Origin of the sequence: Vibrio panuliri (genome assembly GCF_009938205.1) — a bacterium.
In the GTDB taxonomy this organism is placed as follows: Bacteria; Pseudomonadota; Gammaproteobacteria; order Enterobacterales; family Vibrionaceae; genus Vibrio; species Vibrio panuliri.
Window position 1 is genome coordinate 2,931,732 of sequence record NZ_AP019654.1, and the last position, 18,900, is coordinate 2,950,631.

The 18,900-nt window shown below is 45.5% G+C and carries 20 protein-coding genes and 10 tRNA genes; 4 read left to right on the forward strand and 26 right to left on the reverse strand.

Annotated elements, in window-relative coordinates; all coding sequences use genetic code 11:
* Positions 1-91 precede the first annotated feature (91 nt).
* The 7 genes from rpsG to fkpA all read right to left on the reverse strand — a co-directional run bounded on the left by rpsG (position 92) and on the right by fkpA (position 3,980).
* Complete coding sequence (rpsG, locus tag GZK95_RS13405; RefSeq protein WP_053397177.1) at positions 92-562, reverse strand: 30S ribosomal protein S7; 471 nt, start codon at positions 560-562, stop codon at positions 92-94.
* 100 nt (positions 563-662) lie between these two features.
* The gene (gene rpsL, locus GZK95_RS13410; RefSeq protein ID WP_004399892.1) at positions 663-1,037 is read right to left on the reverse strand and encodes a 30S ribosomal protein S12; all 375 of its coding nucleotides are present in this window, start codon (positions 1,035-1,037) and stop codon (positions 663-665) included.
* 179 nt (positions 1,038-1,216) lie between these two features.
* Positions 1,217-1,492, reverse strand: a complete 276-nt coding sequence (tusB, locus tag GZK95_RS13415; protein WP_075709693.1) for a sulfurtransferase complex subunit TusB — start codon at positions 1,490-1,492, stop codon at positions 1,217-1,219.
* A 9-nt stretch (positions 1,493-1,501) separates the two neighbouring features.
* Complete coding sequence (gene tusC / locus GZK95_RS13420) at positions 1,502-1,858, reverse strand: sulfurtransferase complex subunit TusC (protein WP_075716367.1); 357 nt, start codon at positions 1,856-1,858, stop codon at positions 1,502-1,504.
* Entirely contained in the window at positions 1,855-2,241 is a 387-nt protein-coding gene (gene tusD, locus GZK95_RS13425; protein WP_075709695.1) for a sulfurtransferase complex subunit TusD, read from the reverse strand. Before tusD ends, tusC begins: the two co-directional genes overlap by 4 nt.
* A 2-nt stretch (positions 2,242-2,243) precedes the next feature.
* Positions 2,244-2,966, reverse strand: coding sequence for a helix-turn-helix transcriptional regulator (locus tag GZK95_RS13430; protein WP_075709691.1), 723 nt, complete (start codon positions 2,964-2,966; stop codon positions 2,244-2,246).
* Positions 2,967-3,197: 231 nt separating this feature from the next.
* Positions 3,198-3,980 carry an FKBP-type peptidyl-prolyl cis-trans isomerase gene (gene fkpA, locus GZK95_RS13435; RefSeq protein WP_075709690.1) on the reverse strand — a complete coding sequence of 261 codons (783 nt, stop codon included), beginning with the start codon at positions 3,978-3,980 and terminating at the stop codon, positions 3,198-3,200.
* Positions 3,981-4,112: 132 nt separating this feature from the next.
* Here fkpA and GZK95_RS13440 point away from each other — a divergent pair, with 132 nt between their 5' ends.
* Together GZK95_RS13440 and GZK95_RS13445 are read left to right on the forward strand one after the other, a co-directional pair.
* Positions 4,113-5,090: a WD40 repeat domain-containing protein gene (locus tag GZK95_RS13440; RefSeq protein WP_075709689.1), complete on the forward strand. Its 978-nt coding sequence runs from the start codon at positions 4,113-4,115 to the stop codon at positions 5,088-5,090.
* A 4-nt stretch (positions 5,091-5,094) separates the two neighbouring features.
* Positions 5,095-5,322, forward strand: a complete 228-nt coding sequence (locus GZK95_RS13445; RefSeq protein ID WP_075709688.1) for a SlyX family protein — start codon at positions 5,095-5,097, stop codon at positions 5,320-5,322.
* Between the two features lie 19 nt (positions 5,323-5,341).
* Here the strand turns inward: GZK95_RS13445 and GZK95_RS13450 are convergent, their stop codons facing one another.
* The 9 genes from GZK95_RS13450 to tsaE all read right to left on the reverse strand — a co-directional run bounded on the left by GZK95_RS13450 (position 5,342) and on the right by tsaE (position 14,694).
* Positions 5,342-5,527: a DUF2065 domain-containing protein gene (locus GZK95_RS13450; protein WP_075709687.1), complete on the reverse strand. Its 186-nt coding sequence runs from the start codon at positions 5,525-5,527 to the stop codon at positions 5,342-5,344.
* A 74-nt stretch (positions 5,528-5,601) separates the two neighbouring features.
* Positions 5,602-6,570 carry a protease modulator HflC gene (gene hflC, locus GZK95_RS13455; RefSeq protein ID WP_075716366.1) on the reverse strand — a complete coding sequence of 323 codons (969 nt, stop codon included), beginning with the start codon at positions 6,568-6,570 and terminating at the stop codon, positions 5,602-5,604.
* A 2-nt stretch (positions 6,571-6,572) separates the two neighbouring features.
* The gene (hflK, locus tag GZK95_RS13460) at positions 6,573-7,760 is read right to left on the reverse strand and encodes an FtsH protease activity modulator HflK (protein WP_075709685.1); all 1,188 of its coding nucleotides are present in this window, start codon (positions 7,758-7,760) and stop codon (positions 6,573-6,575) included.
* Between the two features lie 45 nt (positions 7,761-7,805).
* The gene (hflX, locus tag GZK95_RS13465) at positions 7,806-9,095 is read right to left on the reverse strand and encodes a ribosome rescue GTPase HflX (RefSeq protein ID WP_075716365.1); all 1,290 of its coding nucleotides are present in this window, start codon (positions 9,093-9,095) and stop codon (positions 7,806-7,808) included.
* A 39-nt stretch (positions 9,096-9,134) separates the two neighbouring features.
* On the reverse strand, positions 9,135-9,401 hold the full coding sequence (hfq, locus tag GZK95_RS13470) for an RNA chaperone Hfq (RefSeq protein ID WP_075709683.1): 267 nt from the start codon (positions 9,399-9,401) through the stop codon (positions 9,135-9,137).
* A 182-nt stretch (positions 9,402-9,583) separates the two neighbouring features.
* The gene (gene miaA, locus GZK95_RS13475; RefSeq protein ID WP_075709682.1) at positions 9,584-10,531 is read right to left on the reverse strand and encodes a tRNA (adenosine(37)-N6)-dimethylallyltransferase MiaA; all 948 of its coding nucleotides are present in this window, start codon (positions 10,529-10,531) and stop codon (positions 9,584-9,586) included.
* Positions 10,528-12,504 (reverse strand): DNA mismatch repair endonuclease MutL, encoded by a 1,977-nt coding sequence (mutL, locus tag GZK95_RS13480; RefSeq protein ID WP_075716364.1) that lies wholly within the window; start codon positions 12,502-12,504, stop codon positions 10,528-10,530. Before mutL ends, miaA begins: the two co-directional genes overlap by 4 nt.
* A gap of 13 nt (positions 12,505-12,517) precedes the next feature.
* Entirely contained in the window at positions 12,518-14,236 is a 1,719-nt protein-coding gene (locus tag GZK95_RS13485) for a LysM peptidoglycan-binding domain-containing protein (protein ID WP_075709680.1), read from the reverse strand.
* On the reverse strand, positions 14,230-14,694 hold the full coding sequence (gene tsaE / locus GZK95_RS13490; RefSeq protein ID WP_151148786.1) for a tRNA (adenosine(37)-N6)-threonylcarbamoyltransferase complex ATPase subunit type 1 TsaE: 465 nt from the start codon (positions 14,692-14,694) through the stop codon (positions 14,230-14,232). Before tsaE ends, GZK95_RS13485 begins: the two co-directional genes overlap by 7 nt.
* A 192-nt stretch (positions 14,695-14,886) precedes the next feature.
* Between tsaE and queG the strand changes: the two genes are divergently transcribed.
* A complete protein-coding gene (gene queG, locus GZK95_RS13495; protein WP_075716362.1) occupies positions 14,887-16,008 on the forward strand; it encodes a tRNA epoxyqueuosine(34) reductase QueG in 1,122 nt (373 codons plus the stop codon).
* A gap of 590 nt (positions 16,009-16,598) precedes the next feature.
* On the opposite strand, the gene GZK95_RS13500 is transcribed toward queG, so the two are convergent.
* From GZK95_RS13500 to GZK95_RS13550, 10 genes are all read right to left on the reverse strand, one after another.
* Positions 16,599-16,674 (reverse strand) — tRNA-Gly (locus GZK95_RS13500).
* 33 nt (positions 16,675-16,707) lie between these two features.
* A tRNA-Met gene (locus GZK95_RS13505) sits at positions 16,708-16,784 on the reverse strand.
* Positions 16,785-16,885: 101 nt separating this feature from the next.
* Positions 16,886-16,961: transfer RNA gene (locus GZK95_RS13510), tRNA-Gly, on the reverse strand.
* 33 nt (positions 16,962-16,994) lie between these two features.
* Positions 16,995-17,071 (reverse strand) — tRNA-Met (locus GZK95_RS13515).
* Between the two features lie 40 nt (positions 17,072-17,111).
* Positions 17,112-17,187 (reverse strand) — tRNA-Gly (locus tag GZK95_RS13520).
* 33 nt (positions 17,188-17,220) lie between these two features.
* Positions 17,221-17,297, reverse strand: a tRNA-Met gene (locus GZK95_RS13525).
* A gap of 39 nt (positions 17,298-17,336) precedes the next feature.
* A tRNA-Gly gene (locus tag GZK95_RS13535) sits at positions 17,337-17,412 on the reverse strand.
* Between the two features lie 33 nt (positions 17,413-17,445).
* Positions 17,446-17,522 (reverse strand) — tRNA-Met (locus GZK95_RS13540).
* Positions 17,523-17,562: 40 nt separating this feature from the next.
* Positions 17,563-17,638, reverse strand: a tRNA-Gly gene (locus GZK95_RS13545).
* A 49-nt stretch (positions 17,639-17,687) separates the two neighbouring features.
* A tRNA-Gly gene (locus GZK95_RS13550) sits at positions 17,688-17,763 on the reverse strand.
* Between the two features lie 372 nt (positions 17,764-18,135).
* Between GZK95_RS13550 and GZK95_RS13555 the strand changes: the two genes are divergently transcribed.
* Positions 18,136-18,855 (forward strand): hypothetical protein, encoded by a 720-nt coding sequence (locus GZK95_RS13555; RefSeq protein ID WP_232061566.1) that lies wholly within the window; start codon positions 18,136-18,138, stop codon positions 18,853-18,855.
* The last annotated feature ends 45 nt before the right edge of the window (positions 18,856-18,900 follow it).

An 18,900-nucleotide genomic window follows, 5' to 3' on the forward strand; every position in this document is an offset into this window, starting at 1 on the left:
AAAAGCTAACCCCCAGATATAGCAATAGTTCCTAGCAAATGCGTAGGAACTAAAGAAGTGCTGCAAGGAAACTTGCAGCACTATAAAGGTATTACCAGCGGTAATGAGCGAATGCTTTGTTCGCTTCTGCCATACGGTGAACGTCTTCACGTTTCTTAACAGCAGTACCTTTGTTTTCTGACGCGTCTAGCATTTCAGCAGCTAGGCGAGCAGCCATAGATTTTTCACCACGCTTGCGCGCAGCTTCAACAACCCAGCGCATAGCAAGTGCGTTACGGCGAACCGGACGTACTTCTACTGGCACTTGGTAAGTTGAACCACCTACACGGCGAGATTTAACTTCTACCGCTGGGCGTACATTTTCAAGAGCTTCTTCGAATACAGCTAAGTGATCTTTACCAGATTTCTCAGCCATAGTGTCTAGTGCAGTGTAAACGATTTTCTCTGCAGTAGATTTTTTACCGTCAACCATTAGGATGTTAACGAATTTTGCCAGCAGTTCAGATTTGAACTTTGGATCTGGAAGGATCTTACGCTGACCAATAACGCGACGACGTGGCATGGATTTTCTCCGTTGTCTTCTTCAGGTTTTATCCAAAACTTTTCAGTTTTTTCAAAAAATTCAAAATAATTTAGTGTTTGGCCTTACTTAACGGAATCCATTAAGACTTAGGACGTTTCACACCGTACTTAGAACGACCTTGTTTACGGTCATTTACGCCAGCACAGTCTAGTGCGCCGCGAACAGTGTGGTAACGCACACCTGGAAGGTCTTTAACACGACCACCACGGATTAGAACAACTGAGTGCTCTTGAAGGTTGTGACCTTCACCGCCGATGTACGAAGTAACTTCGAAACCGTTTGTCAGACGTACACGACAAACTTTACGAAGTGCTGAGTTAGGTTTTTTAGGTGTAGTAGTGTAAACACGAGTACATACACCACGTTTTTGTGGGCACGCTTCTAGTGCAGGCACGTTGCTTTTAACAACTTGCTTTGCACGTGGTTTGCGTACCAACTGGTTAATAGTTGCCATTAACTAGCTCCTGATTTACTTGAAAGTAAGCTTTGTGAAAAATCTATCCCAAATTACCAATGGCAATATGGGACGCAAAATTCTATGCAGCAGTGAGATGTGTGTCAAGAAATATACAGATCTTTTTTATCCTTCGAGAGGACAATAACATTTCGTCAGCGATTAGAGTGCAAGTAAACCTAACTCCAAGTTAGGGAGTTCGCTTGCTCTGCGCTTAAGTCTACCCATGCTGAAAAGTCAACAAGCGTGATTGAAGGGCTGACTCGATTCTGAATACCACGCGCCTGCACGTCTGCTGCTAATACACATACCGCTAAAGACTTGAGTATAGGAAAAGCTGGGTGTTGTGCATTGCTGGCATAAACCGCATCTTCAACCAATATCACTTGGTCGCCCTCTTTATATAGGGAGGCCAGTTCCGTTAGTGAGTGAATGCTTTTAACGATATGCAACATAAGTGACTCTTAGAAGGAAAGAAGTTTACCGGCTTGATGCAGTTTCGTTTGCATCGCTTGAGTATCAAGTTTCTCAGCATCGATGATGAGGTCAGCCTGTGCCAGTCCACGCTCGCGCAGTGAAGCCTCACACACATAGACTTGCTCAATATCATAGAGATCAAACAATTTGAGCATCGGTGCGTAGTCTTTACTCAGAATCTCATTAGGTTGCTGACCTTGAAGTAACTGATAGACACCATCGCCAATAAACAACACGCTAATATCTTCACAATAGGCGGAAGCGGCAAGTAATGCATCTACCCCTTCGCGACCCGATGCGCTTGAGTGAGGTGCCGAGCGAAATAGATAGGTTAATTGACTCAAAACTGTACCACCCTATCTTGCACTAACATTGCCTCAGCAAGGCTACCAAGCCCCGCTTGGTGAAAGCCTTGCGCTAAATTGTTTTGAGTAAGACCATGCTGCTGCGCTTCGTCTTGGCTCACAATGCCACGGCGCAATGCTGCCGCGACGCAAGTTTCTAAACGCACGCTGTGCTGTTGTGCCAGACGCTGCCAAGCTTTGGTTAAGTCAAATTCGTCATTAGCAGGCACACTCAACGCTGTACCATTGCTCACGCCATCTTGATAGAAAAACACACTCACGAGAGTGTGTCCTTTCTCTATCAGTGCTGTTGCAAATTGGTAGGCATTTCGCGCCGACTGGCTGCCGTAGACTGAACCATTAACCACCAGCGTATAGGTCAAACTCACTTCTCATCATCCTCAGTTTTACGCTGACGAATATAGAGGTAAACAGTGTGCTTGGAGATATTTAATCGATCCGCGACACGGTTAATCGCATCTTTGATATCAAAAATACCTTTGTCGTACAGCTCCATGACGATTTGGCGGTTCTTGGTGTTATTCGAAACGGATTTGTCAGCGTTAATCTCTTCGATTGTGCGCTCAACCGTTTGGTCCACCAGCTCTTCCACGTCACTGGCAAAGTTCACTGATGAAGCCGCATCTTTAGCATCTTGAGTTGGCATGAACGATTGCAGCACTTGTGAGAACGGTGCGTCTAGGTTGACGTTAACACACAATAAGCCAATCACGCGGTTATCACCATTGCGGATCGCTACCGTGATCGACTTCATCAACACCCCTCCTTTCGCGCGCGTAAAGTACGAACGAGAGAAGTTGCGCTCTGAACCTTCGATATCCTTGAGCATCTTTAATGCTAGGTCGGTGATCGGCGAACCGACTTGACGACCCGTATTTTCCCCATTCGCAATTTTAATTGCTGAGGTATTGAGATCTTCCAACGAGTGGAGAACGATTTCACAGAATGGACCAATTAGGCTCGCCATTCCGTCGACTACCGCTTCGTAGGATTTTAGTATGATTTTGTCGTGCTCACTGAATGGCATCACGTTGACGGATTCCATTTCGAGCAACATATCCGTATTTAAGGTTTCTGTCGTCGTCACTTTTTCTTAGCCTTCGAGCGATTAATCAACAAATTGACGTAAGTTTATCAGAAAATTTGAATAGAACACTAAGCTATAAGACTAACTAGTGATTTAGAACAAATAAATTCCCCTGTTTACCACCATTATTTATGCGCAACTGGCTTCATTAAAAAAGAAATAAATGCTGTCGATAAGCTAGAAATAGAAAAGGCTCGGAAAACCGAGCCTTAAGTTAACAATCACAATCAATTATTGCGCTGCTTGTTCACCGTTGTCGATGCTAACCAACTCAACTTCGAAAACTAAGGTTGAGTTTGCCGGAATGCTCGGTGTGTCTTGTTCACCGTATGCAAGCTGTGGCGGAATAACAAACTTGAATTTAGAACCAACAGGCATCAACTGAACACCTTCAGTCCAACCCGGAATAACGCGGTTTAGTGGGAATGTTGCCGTTTCACCACGGTCATACGAACTGTCGAATTGCGTGCCGTCGATCAGTGTACCCTTGTAATGAACTTCTACCGTATCGGTGTCTTTTGGCTTTTCACCTTCAGCAGGTGTTAGCACTTGGTACATCAGACCTGAGTCTGTAGTTTTCACACCCTCTTGCTTCGCAAACTCTGCACGGAAATCATCGCCAGCTTTTTTCGCTGCTGCCGCTTTTTCTGCCGCTTGCTTTTGCATGTTTTCTGCTACGCGCTTATCTAGACCTTCTAGCGCCGTGCGGATTTCATCTTCATTTAACGCAGCTTTATCTGCGAACACATCTTCAATGCCTTTTAGAACTAACTCTTTTTTCAAATCGATACCGATTTCGCTCGGTTTCTCAATGCTTTGCGCTAAGTAGTTTGCGAATGATGCACCAATTGCATAGGCTGCTTTATCATCTTCGCTCTTAAAGTGAACCGCTTTTTCAGCTTGAACTTGCTCAACTGCAGGTTTGACTTCTTGCTTTGGTTCTTCTTCTTTTTGACAGCCAACCGCGAGCATTACCGTAGCGGCTAGCAGTGACACTTTAAAAATCGATTTCATTGAATTCTCCAATTGATGGCATTGCCATTGTGCACAAATATTGAATAAAAACTGGTGTGCATCAACGTGATAGACCAATATATCCAATATGCCTTCAAATTAATGAAAACCAAGTAGATATTTGGAACTTTAATGCGGATATTTTTAAACACTCTTCTGTGTGTCTTTGTCATCATAGCGTTAAATGGCTGCTTTTTCTCGAATTCTGACGATCAACGTTGGAATCTCGAACCAAAAGGAGCCAGTAGCCTCGCATTGAGCCGTGACGCTCGCTTTGCTTTACTCTATTCCAAGCAACAACAATTGGTGCTTTGGGATCTCCACGATTCAACAAAACTTGCCGAGTTAGGCGCACAAGATCAACAAGCCAGTGTGGTGTCACGCATTCGCATCTCCGATAATGGTCGCTATGCCATTACCGCAAGCCAAACTAATTTCGCGGTTTGGGATTTAGCGTGGACACAGTCACAAGGGCTATGGTCGATCTCAGATGGCACAATACGCGATGTCGATATTGCCAACAACGGCGAGCAAGTATTACTCGGGTTATCAAATGGTAAAGCAATCTATGTCAATTTAGTCACCGGCCGCCGCTTAGAGTTCCTCGCACACAGAGAAAAAGTCAATTCCGTTGCTTTGGCACCAAATGGACGCTTCGCCTTAACTGGGGGGAATGATTACAACGCCTATTTATGGGATACCTCCACAGGGCAAGCGTTACACAAATTTGAACACGAGCAGCGCGTCAATCGTGTCGCTCTGCATCGAGATGGGCAATATGGCTTTAGCTCGGATAGTGGCAATCATGCGGTGGTGTGGGATCTGGTTTCAGGTAAAGAAATCACTCAATTGAGCAGCTTCTCACGACAACTGATTTTCTCTAGCGCACGCTTTTCTGATGATGGCTCTCAGTTGGTTACGGGAACGCCATCAAGCCGCATCATGGTATGGGACACGCAAACCGGTAAGCGCCTAGACGGATTTGAAGCAGAGCCGCTAAAAGATGCTCGCCCTCCACGGGCAGTAGTGTATGATGCAGCCTTCGACAATCAAAGCCGCGTGGTTACAGGTACCTCTGCAGGCATTGTTCAGGCTTGGAAATTAGATTAAGACCATGACAGAAAAGCATATCATTGAACTGGAAAATCGCATCAACGACTTGGAATGCCAAATTGCGTTTCAAGAGCAAACTATTGAGTCATTGAATGATGCGCTGAGTCAGCAACAATTGCTGATCACTAAAATGCAGGATCAGATGAAGTATGTCGTCGGCAAAGTGAAAAACATGGATACGTCCAATTTAGCCGATCCTTCAGAAGAGACACCGCCACCGCATTACTGATGCGATGGCAGAGATAGGCTTAGGCAAAACAGTAAGCGATCACAGCACCTGCAACAACCAAGCAACCGCCAATACGGCGCAGTTGAGTATCTGGCTGATTGCTCAGTTCGGTAATCATATTACGCCAACCATTGGGGGCGAGAAGTGGCCCTAAGCCCTCGACGATCAGCACTAAGCCAATCGCTAACCAAATTGAGTTAGACATCATTACTTCCTAGTTCAAGTAACATCAAAAAAGGCTCCTTGCGGAGCCTTTTGCTTATCTATTTCCAAAGACGATTATTGAGCGCCTTTTGCATCATTCATGTATTGGAAGAACTCGCTGTTCGGATCCAGTACTAGAATGTCACTCTTCTCGCTGAATGATTTCTCATACGCGCGTAGTGAGCGCAAGAAGCTAAAGAACTCAGGGTCTTTCGTGTAAGCATCTGCATAGATTTTAGCCGCTTCTGCGTCCGCATCACCTCGCGTAACACGCGCTGTTTTATCTGCTTCCGCTAGAATGGTTGCCACCTCAAGTTCTGCTTGAGCGCGGATAACTTCTGCTTGCTCACGACCTTGAGAACGGAACTGTCTTGCTACCGACTCACGTTCAGCACGCATACGATCATAAATCGACTTACTGATACTGTCAGGAAGGTTGATCTTCTTCATTCGGAAATCAACGATGTGGATACCTAAATCTTCCATCGCATCTTTACGAGTGCCGTTCAGAACGTTCTTCATGATAATGTCACGTTCGCCGTCGATCTCTAACGCTTCTTTGGCTGCTTCTGTAGTTACTTCCGCTTCATCGTCAGGCAGGATATCGGTGTTACGTGGACCCGATACAATCTGCTTGATTTCACGCGAACCGATTTCAGAACGCAGTACGTCAGTCACTTTACGGCTAAGTAGCGTTTGCGCTGTTGCAGCGTTACCACCACCTGTCGCTAGGTAGTACTGACCAAAGTCTTCAATACGCCATTTCACGTACGAGTCGATGATCACGTCTTTTTTCTCAGACGTAACGAAACGGTCAGCACGGCCATCCATTGTTTGAATACGAGCATCAAGCGTATTTACGCGGTCAAACAGTGGCATTTTGAAGTGCAAGCCAGGCTCGTAGATACGAGCGATTTCGTTATTGTCTTTCAGTACTCGTCCGAAACGAATCACGATACCACGTTCCCCTTCAGGGATAACGAATAGTGACATCAGCATCAGTACTAACGCGACGACTAGAACAGGGATCATTAACTTACGCATACTTAATATCTCCCTTGACGTGTAGTCGTTGAGCGCGACGTTGAGTCAGAACTCGGAATATTCAACTGTGGCTCCAATTCAATTTGGTCATAAGTTGACGTTTGCTGAGTTGTACTCTTCTTCGAGTTGCTCTTTTCACCGGCTAACTTATCGATAGGCAAGTAAAGCAGGTTGCCGCTCGATTCAGAGTCAATCAGTACTTTCGACGTACTTGAGTAAACATGTTCCATCGTGTCTAGGTATAGACGGTTGCGCGTCACTTCAGGCGCGGCTTGGTATTCAGGTAGCAGTTTTTCAAACTGAGCTACTTGACCCAATGCACCATTGGTAATGCGTTCGCTGTAACCTTGAGCTTCTTTCAACAGACGCTCTGCACGACCTTTTGCTTTAGGGATAATGTCGTTTTGGTACGCTTCAGCTTCACGTTTGAAACGTTGCGCATCCTCACGAGAAGCGGTTGCATCATCAAATGCATCTTTCACTTCTTCTGGCGGACGAGCATCTTCAAAGTTGACCGCAACGACTTCAATACCCATGTCGTAGCTATCGACAATCTTCTCAAGGGTGACTTGAGTGTTTTGACGAATAGACAGACGACCGCTGGTTAGAATGCTATCCATCAAAGAGTCACCGATTACTGCACGTAGTGCAGAATCCGTTGCTTGACGTAAGCTGTCGTCAGCGTTCGTTACACGGAATAAATATTTGTATGGATCAGCGACACGATATTGCACATCCATCGCAACCGTTACTACGTTTTCATCTTTAGTCAGCATAAGACCTGATGAACGTAGAGAACGAATAGCTTGAACGTTAACTGCAGTCACTTCGTCGATAAAACGAGGACGCCAGTTAAGACCAGGATCGACCACGCGATCGTACTTACCTAGTCGCAGAACAACACCGCGCTCTGCTTCGCCTATGGTGTAGAAGCCAGCAAAGAACCAGATCGCGACTGCGATTGCAGCAATAACACCGATACCCAGTGCACCACCACCACCGATAGTCGGGCCTTTACCACCCTTTCCACCAAACTTTCCACCCAGTTTCTGACTCAGTTTATTGAAGACTTCGTCTAAGTCTGGCGGTCCTTGATCACGGCCACCTTTGTTACCGCGATTATTGTTACCCCATGGGTCATTATCGCGGCCATTGTTGCCGTTGTTATTACCAGGCTCATTCCACGCCATTAGAAAGCTCCATCATTTGATATGACGTTATACTGTAGCAGTCATTTAAGTAACTATAAAGTCACGTAAAACTGCCCCTTCTCTTTTTTCAAGTCTAGACCAATCTACCTGTTGCATACGAATATTAATCAACAAGTTACCATCTTGGTCAAATTCTTCTTGCTGTATACACTTCATTTGGAAGAATGTACTACGCAATCGGCCTTGATTTTGTGGAGGAATACACAATTGGTATTGCACCATTTGACTCGCTAAGCGTTCAGTCAAGGCAGCAAACAGAAGATCGATACCTTTGCCTTCCATTGCTGATACCCAAACGGCGCGAGGAACACCTTCCTCATCACGTTCGATACGGGGTTCTTGCCCTTCTAGATTGTCAATTTTATTCATGACAACTAAGGCAGGCACCTCGTGAGCATCGATTTCTTCAAGTACTTCATGTACCGCTTGAATATTCTCACGAAAACGCTCGTCACTGGCATCGACAACATGTAACAAAATGTCAGCTTCTTGCGTTTCTTGTAGCGTCGCTTTAAAGGCCGCGACAAGATCGTGCGGTAGATGGCGAATAAATCCTACTGTATCAGCAAGTATTGCCGCACCAACATCTGCTAATTCTATTTTACGCAGAGTCGGATCTAATGTAGCAAATAATTGATCCGCGGCGTAAACGCCAGCAGCAGTGATTCGGTTAAACAGGGTCGATTTCCCTGCGTTGGTGTAACCAACCAAAGAGATGGTTGGAATTTCTGCTCGACTTCTCGCTCGGCGGCCTTGTTCACGCTGCTTTGCTACTTTTTCCAAGCGGCGCAAAATAGCTTTGATGCGTTCACGCAATAGACGTCGGTCTGTCTCTAACTGAGTTTCACCTGGACCACGTAAACCAATACCACCTTTTTGACGTTCAAGGTGAGTCCAACCACGAATCAGACGAGTAGAGATATGGCGAAGCTGAGCTAGCTCAACTTGCAACTTACCCTCGTGGGTGCGGGCGCGCTGTGCAAATATATCCAAAATTAGACCTGTACGATCCAATACTCGGCATTGGCACAACTTCTCGAGGTTACGTTCTTGGGCAGGAGAAAGGGCGTGGTTAAAAATCACCACATCAGCGTCAGACCATTGCACTGCTTGTGCAATTTCTTGAGCCTTGCCCTCACCAACATAGTATTTAGGGTGTGGAGACTGGCGGCTTCCTGTTACAACTTGTAACGAAGATACCCCAGCTGAAGAGACCAACATTTCAAACTCGTTGAGATCTTCCCACTCCCCTTCTTGCGTGAAGTTGATATGAACAAGTACGGCTCGCTCACCGGCTTCATAACGGTCAAACAAGCATCAACTCCTCAATATAAAACTAATTGTACTCAGAGATTAATCTTCCGATTTCTCTGATGGACGATCACCATTTTGCTGGCGTTCACCACTGTGGTGGCTTACTGGACGAGCAGGTACAACCGTTGAGATTGCGTGCTTGTAAACCATTTGGTTAACCGTATTCTTTAACAGGATCACGAATTGGTCAAAAGATTCGATCTGACCTTGAAGCTTAATTCCGTTCACAAGGTAGATAGACACTGGAATACGCTCACGACGTAAAGCGTTTAAGAATGGGTCTTGTAGAGATTGCCCCTTAGCCATTTTATTTTCCTTATTTTGTAATTTTGTTCTAGTTATTTAGCTAGTGGTTTACTGCAACACGTTAGGTCACATCTGAGCTAAACGAAGATAAAAACACCCCTGAATTACTGTTATGGCGGTAAATACCACAAAATTCAAGTAACAGATCCTTTACAGGGTACATTCACGCAAAAGCGATCACATTATACACAGCTTGAACCGCTTGATGCCACGGCATTTGAAACAGTTTCTAGTGCTTGTTCAATGTTTTCGCTATCTAACCAAGTTAAATTATCCCAGCTGCGTAACCAGGTAATTTGTCGCTTGGCCAATTGGCGGGTTGCACAGATTCCGCGAAAAATCGCTTCTTCTTGACTGCATTTCCCATCCAAATAGTCCCACATCTGCCTGTAACCTACGCAACGAATCGACGGAAGATCAGGATGGAGATCCTCTCGAGCATAAAGCGAACGCATCTCTTGTTCAAATCCTGCGTCGATCATTTTTTCAAAGCGCAGCTCAATTCGGCGGTGGAGCTCAGCCCTTTCCTTGGGAGCTATCGCAAACTGCTTGACGTTAAAGGGAAGCGTTTCACCTTTGGTCTGCGTCAGCTCTGTTAGAGTTTTACCTGAAATTCGATAAACTTCCAACGCCCGAGACAATCTTTGTGGATCATTCGGATGAATACGCTGAGCAGAAACTGGATCGATCTCACGTAATTGATCGTGCAACGCTTGCCAACCTAGTGTGGATGCCTCTTGCTCTATCTGCTGACGAATCTCGGGATCAGCCGCAGGCAACGGCGATAAACCTTCTAACAACGCCTTGTAGTACAGCATAGTACCACCCACCAACAAGGGGATTTTCCCTTGTGAAACAATCTCGTTCATTTCCGCAAGGGCATCACGACGGAAGTCTGCCGCAGAATAAGATTCGCTTGGGTCTAAAATATCAATCAGACGATGTGGTGCAACCGCCAGCTCATCACTATCCGGCTTTGCAGTACCGATATCCATCCCCTTGTATATCAAAGCCGAATCAACGGAAATGATCTCTACTGGGTACTTTTGGCGAAGACGAATTGCTAAGTCAGTTTTACCTGACGCCGTTGGCCCCATTAAAAATAGAGCAAGTGGTAGTTGTTTATTCATAGGTTAAAGGCTGCGATCGTAGCAGAAAAATCCATTGGTCTTACAAACTGGGGATCATGCAAAGGTAACGTACCTTGCCAAAGCATTTCGACTTCAGCGATGATTTGAATTGCTTCAGACAAAGTGTAGTCACTTTTTACGCTTATTACTTGATCTGCTAACCATTTCGACAGTGCTAGCTGGATTAAGTTCGCTTCGCTCTTCGCTTGGTCAGTGTACAAAGCAGCGTAAGATAACAGATCTGGTATCAACTGTTGTAGGTTTTGTTGCCGTAACGGCTGAGGAACGCCCATAACCATCAAAGTTTGTGGGTTGCGCACTTTAATCTCAATCCCCAACAACGCAAATTGACTTTGAAGAGTCTCAAAAGTCTGCTGCTGCGACAAATCGACTTTTAATGATAAAGGAACCAATAGCGGTTGACTCTTTAACCCCTGCTCACCCACTTGAAGTTGGCCAAAAACTCTCAGCCACTCCGCTTTCGCTAATGAGACTAAATGCGCACCTGATGTTTTATCTGCCATCAGAACAAACTGACCAGATGCCATACATATCGCTTTCCCCAGTGAGGCGACTGGCACACTAGAATCAGGCATTGGCGCGGGTTCAACCGTTGTACTCATTGCTGGGACATCCGGCGTTTGCATCAGTTGCTGATACACTTTAACTTCCGCTTGCGATGGGGACGGTTGAGCATAGCGCTGACTCTCTTTTGCCCTTGAACCACCGCGGCTTTCAACCCATTCACTACGTGGGGCGGATTCACGCACTCTCTGCGCCGGCTGAGTCGATTCTGTGGCTCTACCTGGATAATCAGGCACTCGCTCAATGGCTTGGTATACCTGTTTAGGCACCGAACTTGCGTCCGCGAAATCGCTCGACTCGCTAGGCGATGAAAGTGGCGCTTGATTGCCCTGCTCATCTTGAGTGGTCTGATGAAACGCTGCAGCATTTATCTCGGGTTTATCAATATGCTGGCTTTGTGCCAATGCGTCCGCTAAGGCTTGATAAATAAAATCATGTACTAAACGAGCCTGGTGAAAACGCACTTCATGTTTAGCTGGGTGTACATTGACGTCAACCTGATGGGGATCGATATCAATAAACAATATGTAGGTTGCAAACTGCTCAGGTCGAAGACTGGTCTCGTAACTTTGACGAATAGCGTGGTTGATCAATTTGTCACGCATCATACGCCCATTAACATAGCAGTACTGTAAATCACTTTGTTGACGAGCGCCGTCTGGTGTTGTGATCCAACCATGCAGTCTTAAACCTTGATGCTCCAGTTCAATTTTGAGCATATGACGAACAAAACTATTGCCGCACACAGCAGCAATGCGTTTTTCAGTTTGACTGTCGGTTTTTGCCGCTCGGTATTGCTTAACCAGTTTACCGTTGTGACGCAAGTTTATCGTGACATCAAAGCGACTCAGGGCAATACGTTTAATCAGTTCATCAATATGAGCAAACTCGGTTTTCTCGGTACGAAGAAACTTACGCCGAGCCGGAGTATTGAAAAACAGATCTAAAACTTCAACCGATGTACCGATAGGATGCGCGGCAGGCAATAGCTTTACTGCCATATCCCGCCCCTCACTGTGAGCTGCCCATGCTTGTTCTTGAGTTGCAGGACGGGAGGTGAGCGTCAGTCTCGAGACTGAGCTAATACTCGCCAGCGCTTCTCCACGAAAGCCCAAACTGACAATCGCCTCTAGATCGTCAAGGGAGTGGATTTTGGAAGTGGCATGTCGACTAAGTGCTAAGCCCAATTCGTCTTTTACGATACCTTTGCCGTTATCGCGAACACGAATGAGCTTAGCGCCCCCTTTCTCGATATCAATATCAATTCGAGTGGCACCGGAATCCAAGCTGTTTTCGACCAGCTCTTTGACCACAGAGGCGGGTCTTTCAACCACCTCTCCTGCGGCTATTTGGTTTGCTAAGCGTGCTGGCAGTATTTTAATTGTCATATCTGTATATCAGCTAGTTACGCGGAATAATCAAAGTCTGACCGACCGCCAATTGATCTGATTTCAAGTTATTGGCACGACGTAAGCTATCAACACTGACCCCGTACTTTCTTGCAATTTTACCCAAGAACTCACCTCGTTGAACCTTGTGCTTACGCAAAGGCTGATCTTTGAGGCTAACCGTGATCTTAAGTTTCTGTCCTAACTTAAGAGTGTCGGAACGCAGATTATTTTCCCTTCTAATGTCAGCAACTGAAACTTTGTACTTGGCGGCAATTTTGCCGAGATACTCACCGCGCTGAACAACGTGAGTGATGGTTTTGGTTTCAACAGGATTGCTTGGCTTAGGAACGGATACAGCGGAATGCGCTCCTGGGATAGTCAATACTTGTCCTACCGCTAAACTGGTGCTCTTAAGCTTATTCGCGGCCATAATCGCTTTGGTCGAAGAACCATACTTCTTCGCGATAACAGACAATGACTCCCCTCGACTGACTTTGTGCTTAATGCTCTTGCCGCGGTTGGCAAACAATGTCCCTTCCGGCGGGTTTTCTTCAAAATACTTCACAATCGCTTTCGTTAGTGCTCGCGCTAACTTATCTTGGTGGCTCCTTTGGAACAGCAATCGCTCTTCAGATGGATTAGAAATAAAGCCTGTTTCCACCAGCACTGAGGGAATATCAGGAGATTTCAATACCGCTAAGCTGGCGTTAACTGGATCCTTTTTATGTAGATGAATTCCTGAAGAACGCATCTCGCCCAAGATCTTGGTCGCGACTTTGTAGCCCTCTTTTTGAGAATGGCTAAACTGGAGATCTAACAACGTCTGGCTGACGTTTTTATCGTTGTTGTTCTTGGCAAGCACTTCTCCTGCGCCGCCCAACAACTGGGACTGCTCTTCATGATTCTCTACCCAACGAGCGATTTCTGTATTCGCACGGCGCGTATTTAACACAAATACTGAGCCACCTCGCGGTTTAGGTGAATGAAAAGCATCAGCGTGAATCGACACTAAAAGATGCGCTTTATTTTTGCGGGCGATTTCAGATCGTTTGTTCAAATTAACAAAATAGTCTCCGCGTCGAGTCATCACAGCTTTCATACCGGGAATCGCATTGATCTGAGCAGCTATTTTTTTCGATATCGCCAGCGTTGCATGCTTTTCATATTTGCGAGTTGGTCCAATTGAACCAGGATCTTCGCCACCATGTCCTGCATCTAAAGCCACAACGATATCGGCGGTGCCAAGCAGTTGTGACGCATCGCGGCTAACTTGAGTCTGAGATGAGGAACTGGTTGATGGTGTCGCTTTACTTCCACCGTGGCTGATATCAACAACCAAGCGGTGTCCATATTGTCCACCCGGAGTCGGAGCGAGCTTAAACAGTTGAACCGACGTCTTTTTTGATAACTCAAATACCAGTCGGTAGGTCCCTGAATTAGGTGGGCTACTCTTACGAATCTTACGCAGTACTGGGCTACCCTGCACATTTAGCGGCAGCTTAGCTTTAAGTTGGGTATCTTTGAGATCGACAACTAGTCGCTCAGGGCTAGACAAGGTGAAATAGCTGTACTGAGCTTCAGATTTAAGATCAATAACCACCCGAGTCTCATCAGGCGATGGCCACACTCGAAGGCTTTCTAGAGTGTTGGCCAATGAAGAGACGGAAAACAGCGACAATGCAAAGGCTATGCATAAAATGAAGGCACGCAAAGGGTTAAAGTTCAACATAACTCCAATTGGTCTAAAAGACTGATTCCATATTGATTATTTGCCGCAACTAGCGCGATTCTCTGCTCGCCATTGTAGCGGATGGTAATGTCGAGGTCGGCTTCTGGTAATAAACCGGTTCCCTTCTCCGGCCATTCGACTAAACAGATTGCATCAGGAGTAAAATAGTCACGAATTCCCATAAACTCGAGTTCTTCAGGATCCGCTAAGCGATACAAATCAAAATGGTAAACTTGCCACTGATCTAACTGATAAGGTTCCACTAATGTATAAGTTGGGCTTTTCACATTGCCTTGATGACCTAACGCTCGCACAAATCCACGGCTGAAAGTTGTTTTGCCAGCACCAAGATCACCATGGAGATAAATCGTGGTTTGTTGCGAGCATAAGCCAGCCAGTGACGTCCCTAGCTCAATTGTTACTTGTTCATCGGGTAGGGCAAATTGTTTTGTGCTCATGACTATTTCTTCTCTAAGATGACTATATAAAAATCAAAAGAACTGGAATAGTAAACTGGGTTGGAATTGAGAGACAAGATCTCTTGTGTAAGTTAAAGGAAAATAATCATCACTATTGTGTTAAACACTGGCTAGATCCCACCGATTAGATCTTGTAAGATCCCGCCCCCTTTACTCGTGAGTAACGCTAGAATGAACTATCAAGAACTGGCAGATAAAATCAAAGTATGGGCCAAAGAACTTGGCTTTCAGAAAGTGGGTATCTGTGACGTAGACTTGAAAGAACATGAAGCGGAGCTGCAAAAGTGGTTAGACTCTGGCTATCACGGCAGTATGGACTGGATGGCTCGACATGGCATGATGCGAGCGAGACCTGATGAACTGCTACCCGGCACAATACGAGTTATTAGTGCACGCATGGACTACCTCCCTCCAGAAGCGCAATTTGCGAGTAATTTAAGTAACCCTAACCACGCCTATATTAGCCGCTATGCACTTGGCCGAGACTATCACAAATTGGTTCGTAATCAGCTTAAGAAGCTTGGACAAAGAATTGAAGCTGAAGTCGAGCAACTTGGCTACCGACCTTTTGTGGATTCTGCGCCAATACTCGAGCGACCATTAGCGCAAAAAGCAGGCTTGGGTTGGTCTGGTAAACACTCGCTGATTCTTGATAAAGAGTGTGGTTCGTGGTTTTTCTTGGGCGAACTGTTAGTCGATATTCCTCTGCCCGTAGACAAACCGAGTGAGAATCAATGCGGTGCTTGTAAAGCTTGCATGACCTCTTGCCCGACAGCTGCGATCGTCGATGAAGGCATTGTCGATGCTCGGCGCTGCATCTCTTACCTCACCATTGAATTCGATGGCGTTATCCCTGAAGAGTTTCGCAAAGCGATGGGCAATCGCATCTATGGTTGCGATGACTGCCAACTCGTCTGTCCATGGAACCGTTTTGCCGACGTAACTCAGCAAGAGGACTTTTATCGCCGTTCTTGCTTTCAAACTCCTGAACTTGTCGAGTTATTCCATTGGGATGAAACCACTTTCCTAAAGAACATGGAAGGCTCCCCTATTCGCCGGATCGGTCATCAGCAATGGTTACGCAACTTATCTATTGCATTGGGAAATGCACCGTTCTCGCAACAAATCATAGAATCACTTAAAAGTCGCAAAGGTCTATCTGAACTGTTGGATGAACATATTGACTGGGCGATTGAGCAACAACTTGCTCAAGTACATGAAAAGAATGGTATTAAAATAAAGCACGAACGGCTAATCCGAATAGTGCAAAAAGGGTTGCCTAGAGACGCATAATCCTTGCCAAGTTTTCAGATGGATTATTTGATTTGTTTCCCAATTTGTTTATGTGGAAAAAAATCTCGTCAATAGGTTATAAGACTGAGTAAACGAAAGTTAACCACAAACTCAGTAAATGACTAGGATCAATGTATTTTCACTTAATGATCAATTAATTCTAAGCAATCATTAGGCAATTTTGCTTTATGTTCATAAAAAACAAAGAGTTACATTAAAGGCCATTTAAAAGTGTGACTAAGATTCCGAGAAAGATCTTTTTTTGTATTGTACTTTTTGACAATTTTTCGGTTTACCCACTAAGTTATCCACAGATTGGTTTTTGTGGATAAGTCTGTGAGTTAGATAGGCTTAACCAGTGAATACAACTGTACGCACGCTGGCGAAATATCGCAGAGAGTAAAAAGCAAAATGCCCTCCTAGAAACTAGGTGGACTTTCTTTAAATTTGGGGATTTATGCTTCACAGCATTAGAAAGAGCGGATGGTCTAAGGACCAAATCAAATGACAGTGTCATTTGAAGGGAAATTGGATCGACGCGACCAGCTTGGGCACGAGGTTCCTCGTGTTAGGTCTCATCTCTCTAAAATTGGAGCGACACACGAGGTTCGAACTCGTGACCTCAACCTTGGCAAGGTTGCGCTCTACCAACTGAGCTAGTGTCGCAAGGATAAATCGCAGTAGCAATTTATCTTAATGTGGTTGCGGGAGCTGGATTTGAACCAACGACCTTCGGGTTATGAGCCCGACGAGCTACCAAGCTGCTCCATCCCGCGTCCGGATGTCATTGTTAAGTACAATGAGAACTATCAAATTGGAGCGACGCGACCAGCTTGGGCACGAGGTTCCTCGTGTTAGGTCTCATCTCTCAAAAATTTGGAGCGACACACGAGGTTCGAACTCGTGACCTCAACCTTGGCAAGGTTGCGCTCTACCAACTGAGCTAGTGTCGCAAGGATAAATCGCAGTAGCAATTTATCTTAATGTGGTTGCGGGAGCTGGATTTGAACCAACGACCTTCGGGTTATGAGCCCGACGAGCTACCAAGCTGCTCCATCCCGCGTCCGGATGTCATTGTTAAGTACAATGAGAACTATCAAATTTGGAGCGACACACGAGGTTCGAACTCGTGACCTCAACCTTGGCAAGGTTGCGCTCTACCAACTGAGCTAGTGTCGCAAGGATAAATCGCAATAGCAATTTATCTTAATGTGGTTGCGGGAGCTGGATTTGAACCAACGACCTTCGGGTTATGAGCCCGACGAGCTACCAAGCTGCTCCATCCCGCGTCCGGATGTCATTGTTAAGTACAATGAGAACTGTCAAATTGGAGCGACACACGAGGTTCGAACTCGTGACCTCAACCTTGGCAAGGTTGCGCTCTACCAACTGAGCTAGTGTCGCAAGGATAAATCGCAGTAGCAATTTATCTTAATGTGGTTGCGGGAGCTGGATTTGAACCAACGACCTTCGGGTTATGAGCCCGACGAGCTACCAAGCTGCTCCATCCCGCGTCCGGATGTCATTGTTAAGTACAATGAGAACTATCAAATTTGGAGCGACACACGAGGTTCGAACTCGTGACCTCAACCTTGGCAAGGTTGCGCTCTACCAACTGAGCTAGTGTCGCATTTCATTATTCAGAGTATAATGATTACTCATTCTATCCACTAAAAAAGTGGAGCGACACACGAGGTTCGAACTCGTGACCTCAACCTTGGCAAGGTTGCGCTCTACCAACTGAGCTAGTGTCGCATCAACAACGTTTCCGTCGTTCAGGGCTGCGAATTATAAGAGCATTTTTTTGTGATGCAAGTCCTTCTTGAAAAAAAACCGAGTTTTTTTCTCGTTTGATGAAAAAGCACACAAAAGAGAATAAAACAGAACCGCTTTGCGCAATATTCGCTCAAGAAAACACATCGTCCATTATGATTAATTGGTTGATTTATAAACGCACTTGAAGTCAAGACTAAGAGGTTTCCGGCACAAATGAGATATGAGCCAGTAAATAGCGTCAAAAAAACACGCCGTGCTGGTCTCAATTTCTGCTTTCAGCTATAACCAAAACGGATTATCTGTTTGGTTTAAATAGAATTATTGATTGCAATTGCATAAATGGAGTCAGCAGTGGCAAGAGAAAAGTATTATCTACGTTTTATTTTCCCACTGCTTGCCTGTTTCATACTAACCACGCTCATTGGATGTGGGTCAATGCCTAAACCTGTCAGGAACTTAGGAAAAACCGATGTGGATTTCGTTATGGACGTTCATGCCAGAGAGCAAAAAGAACTGCTAATGGAGCTGACACGAAAGCTCTATGTCCGAAATCCAAACCAGTTACGTAAAATTGAAGACATGACCATCGAAGACCGTATGCTGCAAATTTTCGGTCGCCCCGGTGAGCTTGAATCCAAATCGCTGGTGTTTGATGAACTCGATGGGAAGACCAGTATTGATGCAATCCTGCTGGCTTTTGATGAGTCCTACCAAGGCGATCGCGTTTTTGCAGCCATGGTCGGCCTTACCGAAATGCTGAGACGATCTTACAACCATCAGCAAGAGTTCTTTATTCTCGATTCTTTGGATGAGCAATCACTCTACAACAGTGCACGCAACATCGAGATATTTGTCTGGCGCCTTTACCACCGACGAGATAGCAACGGTGAGCTTTACCTACTTACCAATCACTATAACGAGCAACAGTTTGATGTAAGCTTCGACCGAATATTTACGCGGATGGCAATGGTGCAAGATATGATGGCGCTTATTGTCGCCGACAAAACGAACCGAAGCATTACCAAAGTGGCCCATGGCGTAGTTCAGTTTGTCTTTCTGCCAGTTCCCTAACGCAAACAAGCCGCAGAATTTTCTGCGGCTTGCTTAAAAGGAACG

Excerpts from the sequence above, each read along its gene's own strand:
- rpsG (WP_053397177.1), bottom strand. The coding sequence starts at position 562 with ATGCCACGTCGTCGCGTTATTGGTCAGCGTAAGATCCTTCCAGATCCA.
- rpsL (WP_004399892.1), bottom strand. The coding sequence starts at position 1,037 with ATGGCAACTATTAACCAGTTGGTACGCAAACCACGTGCAAAGCAAGTT.
- tusB (WP_075709693.1), bottom strand. The coding sequence starts at position 1,492 with ATGTTGCATATCGTTAAAAGCATTCACTCACTAACGGAACTGGCCTCC.
- fkpA (WP_075709690.1), bottom strand. The coding sequence starts at position 3,980 with ATGAAATCGATTTTTAAAGTGTCACTGCTAGCCGCTACGGTAATGCTC.
- GZK95_RS13440 (WP_075709689.1), top strand. The coding sequence starts at position 4,113 with ATGCGGATATTTTTAAACACTCTTCTGTGTGTCTTTGTCATCATAGCG.
- GZK95_RS13445 (WP_075709688.1), top strand. The coding sequence starts at position 5,095 with ATGACAGAAAAGCATATCATTGAACTGGAAAATCGCATCAACGACTTG.
- GZK95_RS13450 (WP_075709687.1), bottom strand. The coding sequence starts at position 5,527 with ATGTCTAACTCAATTTGGTTAGCGATTGGCTTAGTGCTGATCGTCGAG.
- hflC (WP_075716366.1), bottom strand. The coding sequence starts at position 6,570 with ATGCGTAAGTTAATGATCCCTGTTCTAGTCGTCGCGTTAGTACTGATG.
- hflK (WP_075709685.1), bottom strand. The coding sequence starts at position 7,760 with ATGGCGTGGAATGAGCCTGGTAATAACAACGGCAACAATGGCCGCGAT.
- hfq (WP_075709683.1), bottom strand. The coding sequence starts at position 9,401 with ATGGCTAAGGGGCAATCTCTACAAGACCCATTCTTAAACGCTTTACGT.
- miaA (WP_075709682.1), bottom strand. The coding sequence starts at position 10,531 with ATGAATAAACAACTACCACTTGCTCTATTTTTAATGGGGCCAACGGCG.
- mutL (WP_075716364.1), bottom strand. The coding sequence starts at position 12,504 with ATGACAATTAAAATACTGCCAGCACGCTTAGCAAACCAAATAGCCGCA.
- GZK95_RS13485 (WP_075709680.1), bottom strand. The coding sequence starts at position 14,236 with ATGTTGAACTTTAACCCTTTGCGTGCCTTCATTTTATGCATAGCCTTT.
- tsaE (WP_151148786.1), bottom strand. The coding sequence starts at position 14,694 with ATGAGCACAAAACAATTTGCCCTACCCGATGAACAAGTAACAATTGAG.
- queG (WP_075716362.1), top strand. The coding sequence starts at position 14,887 with ATGAACTATCAAGAACTGGCAGATAAAATCAAAGTATGGGCCAAAGAA.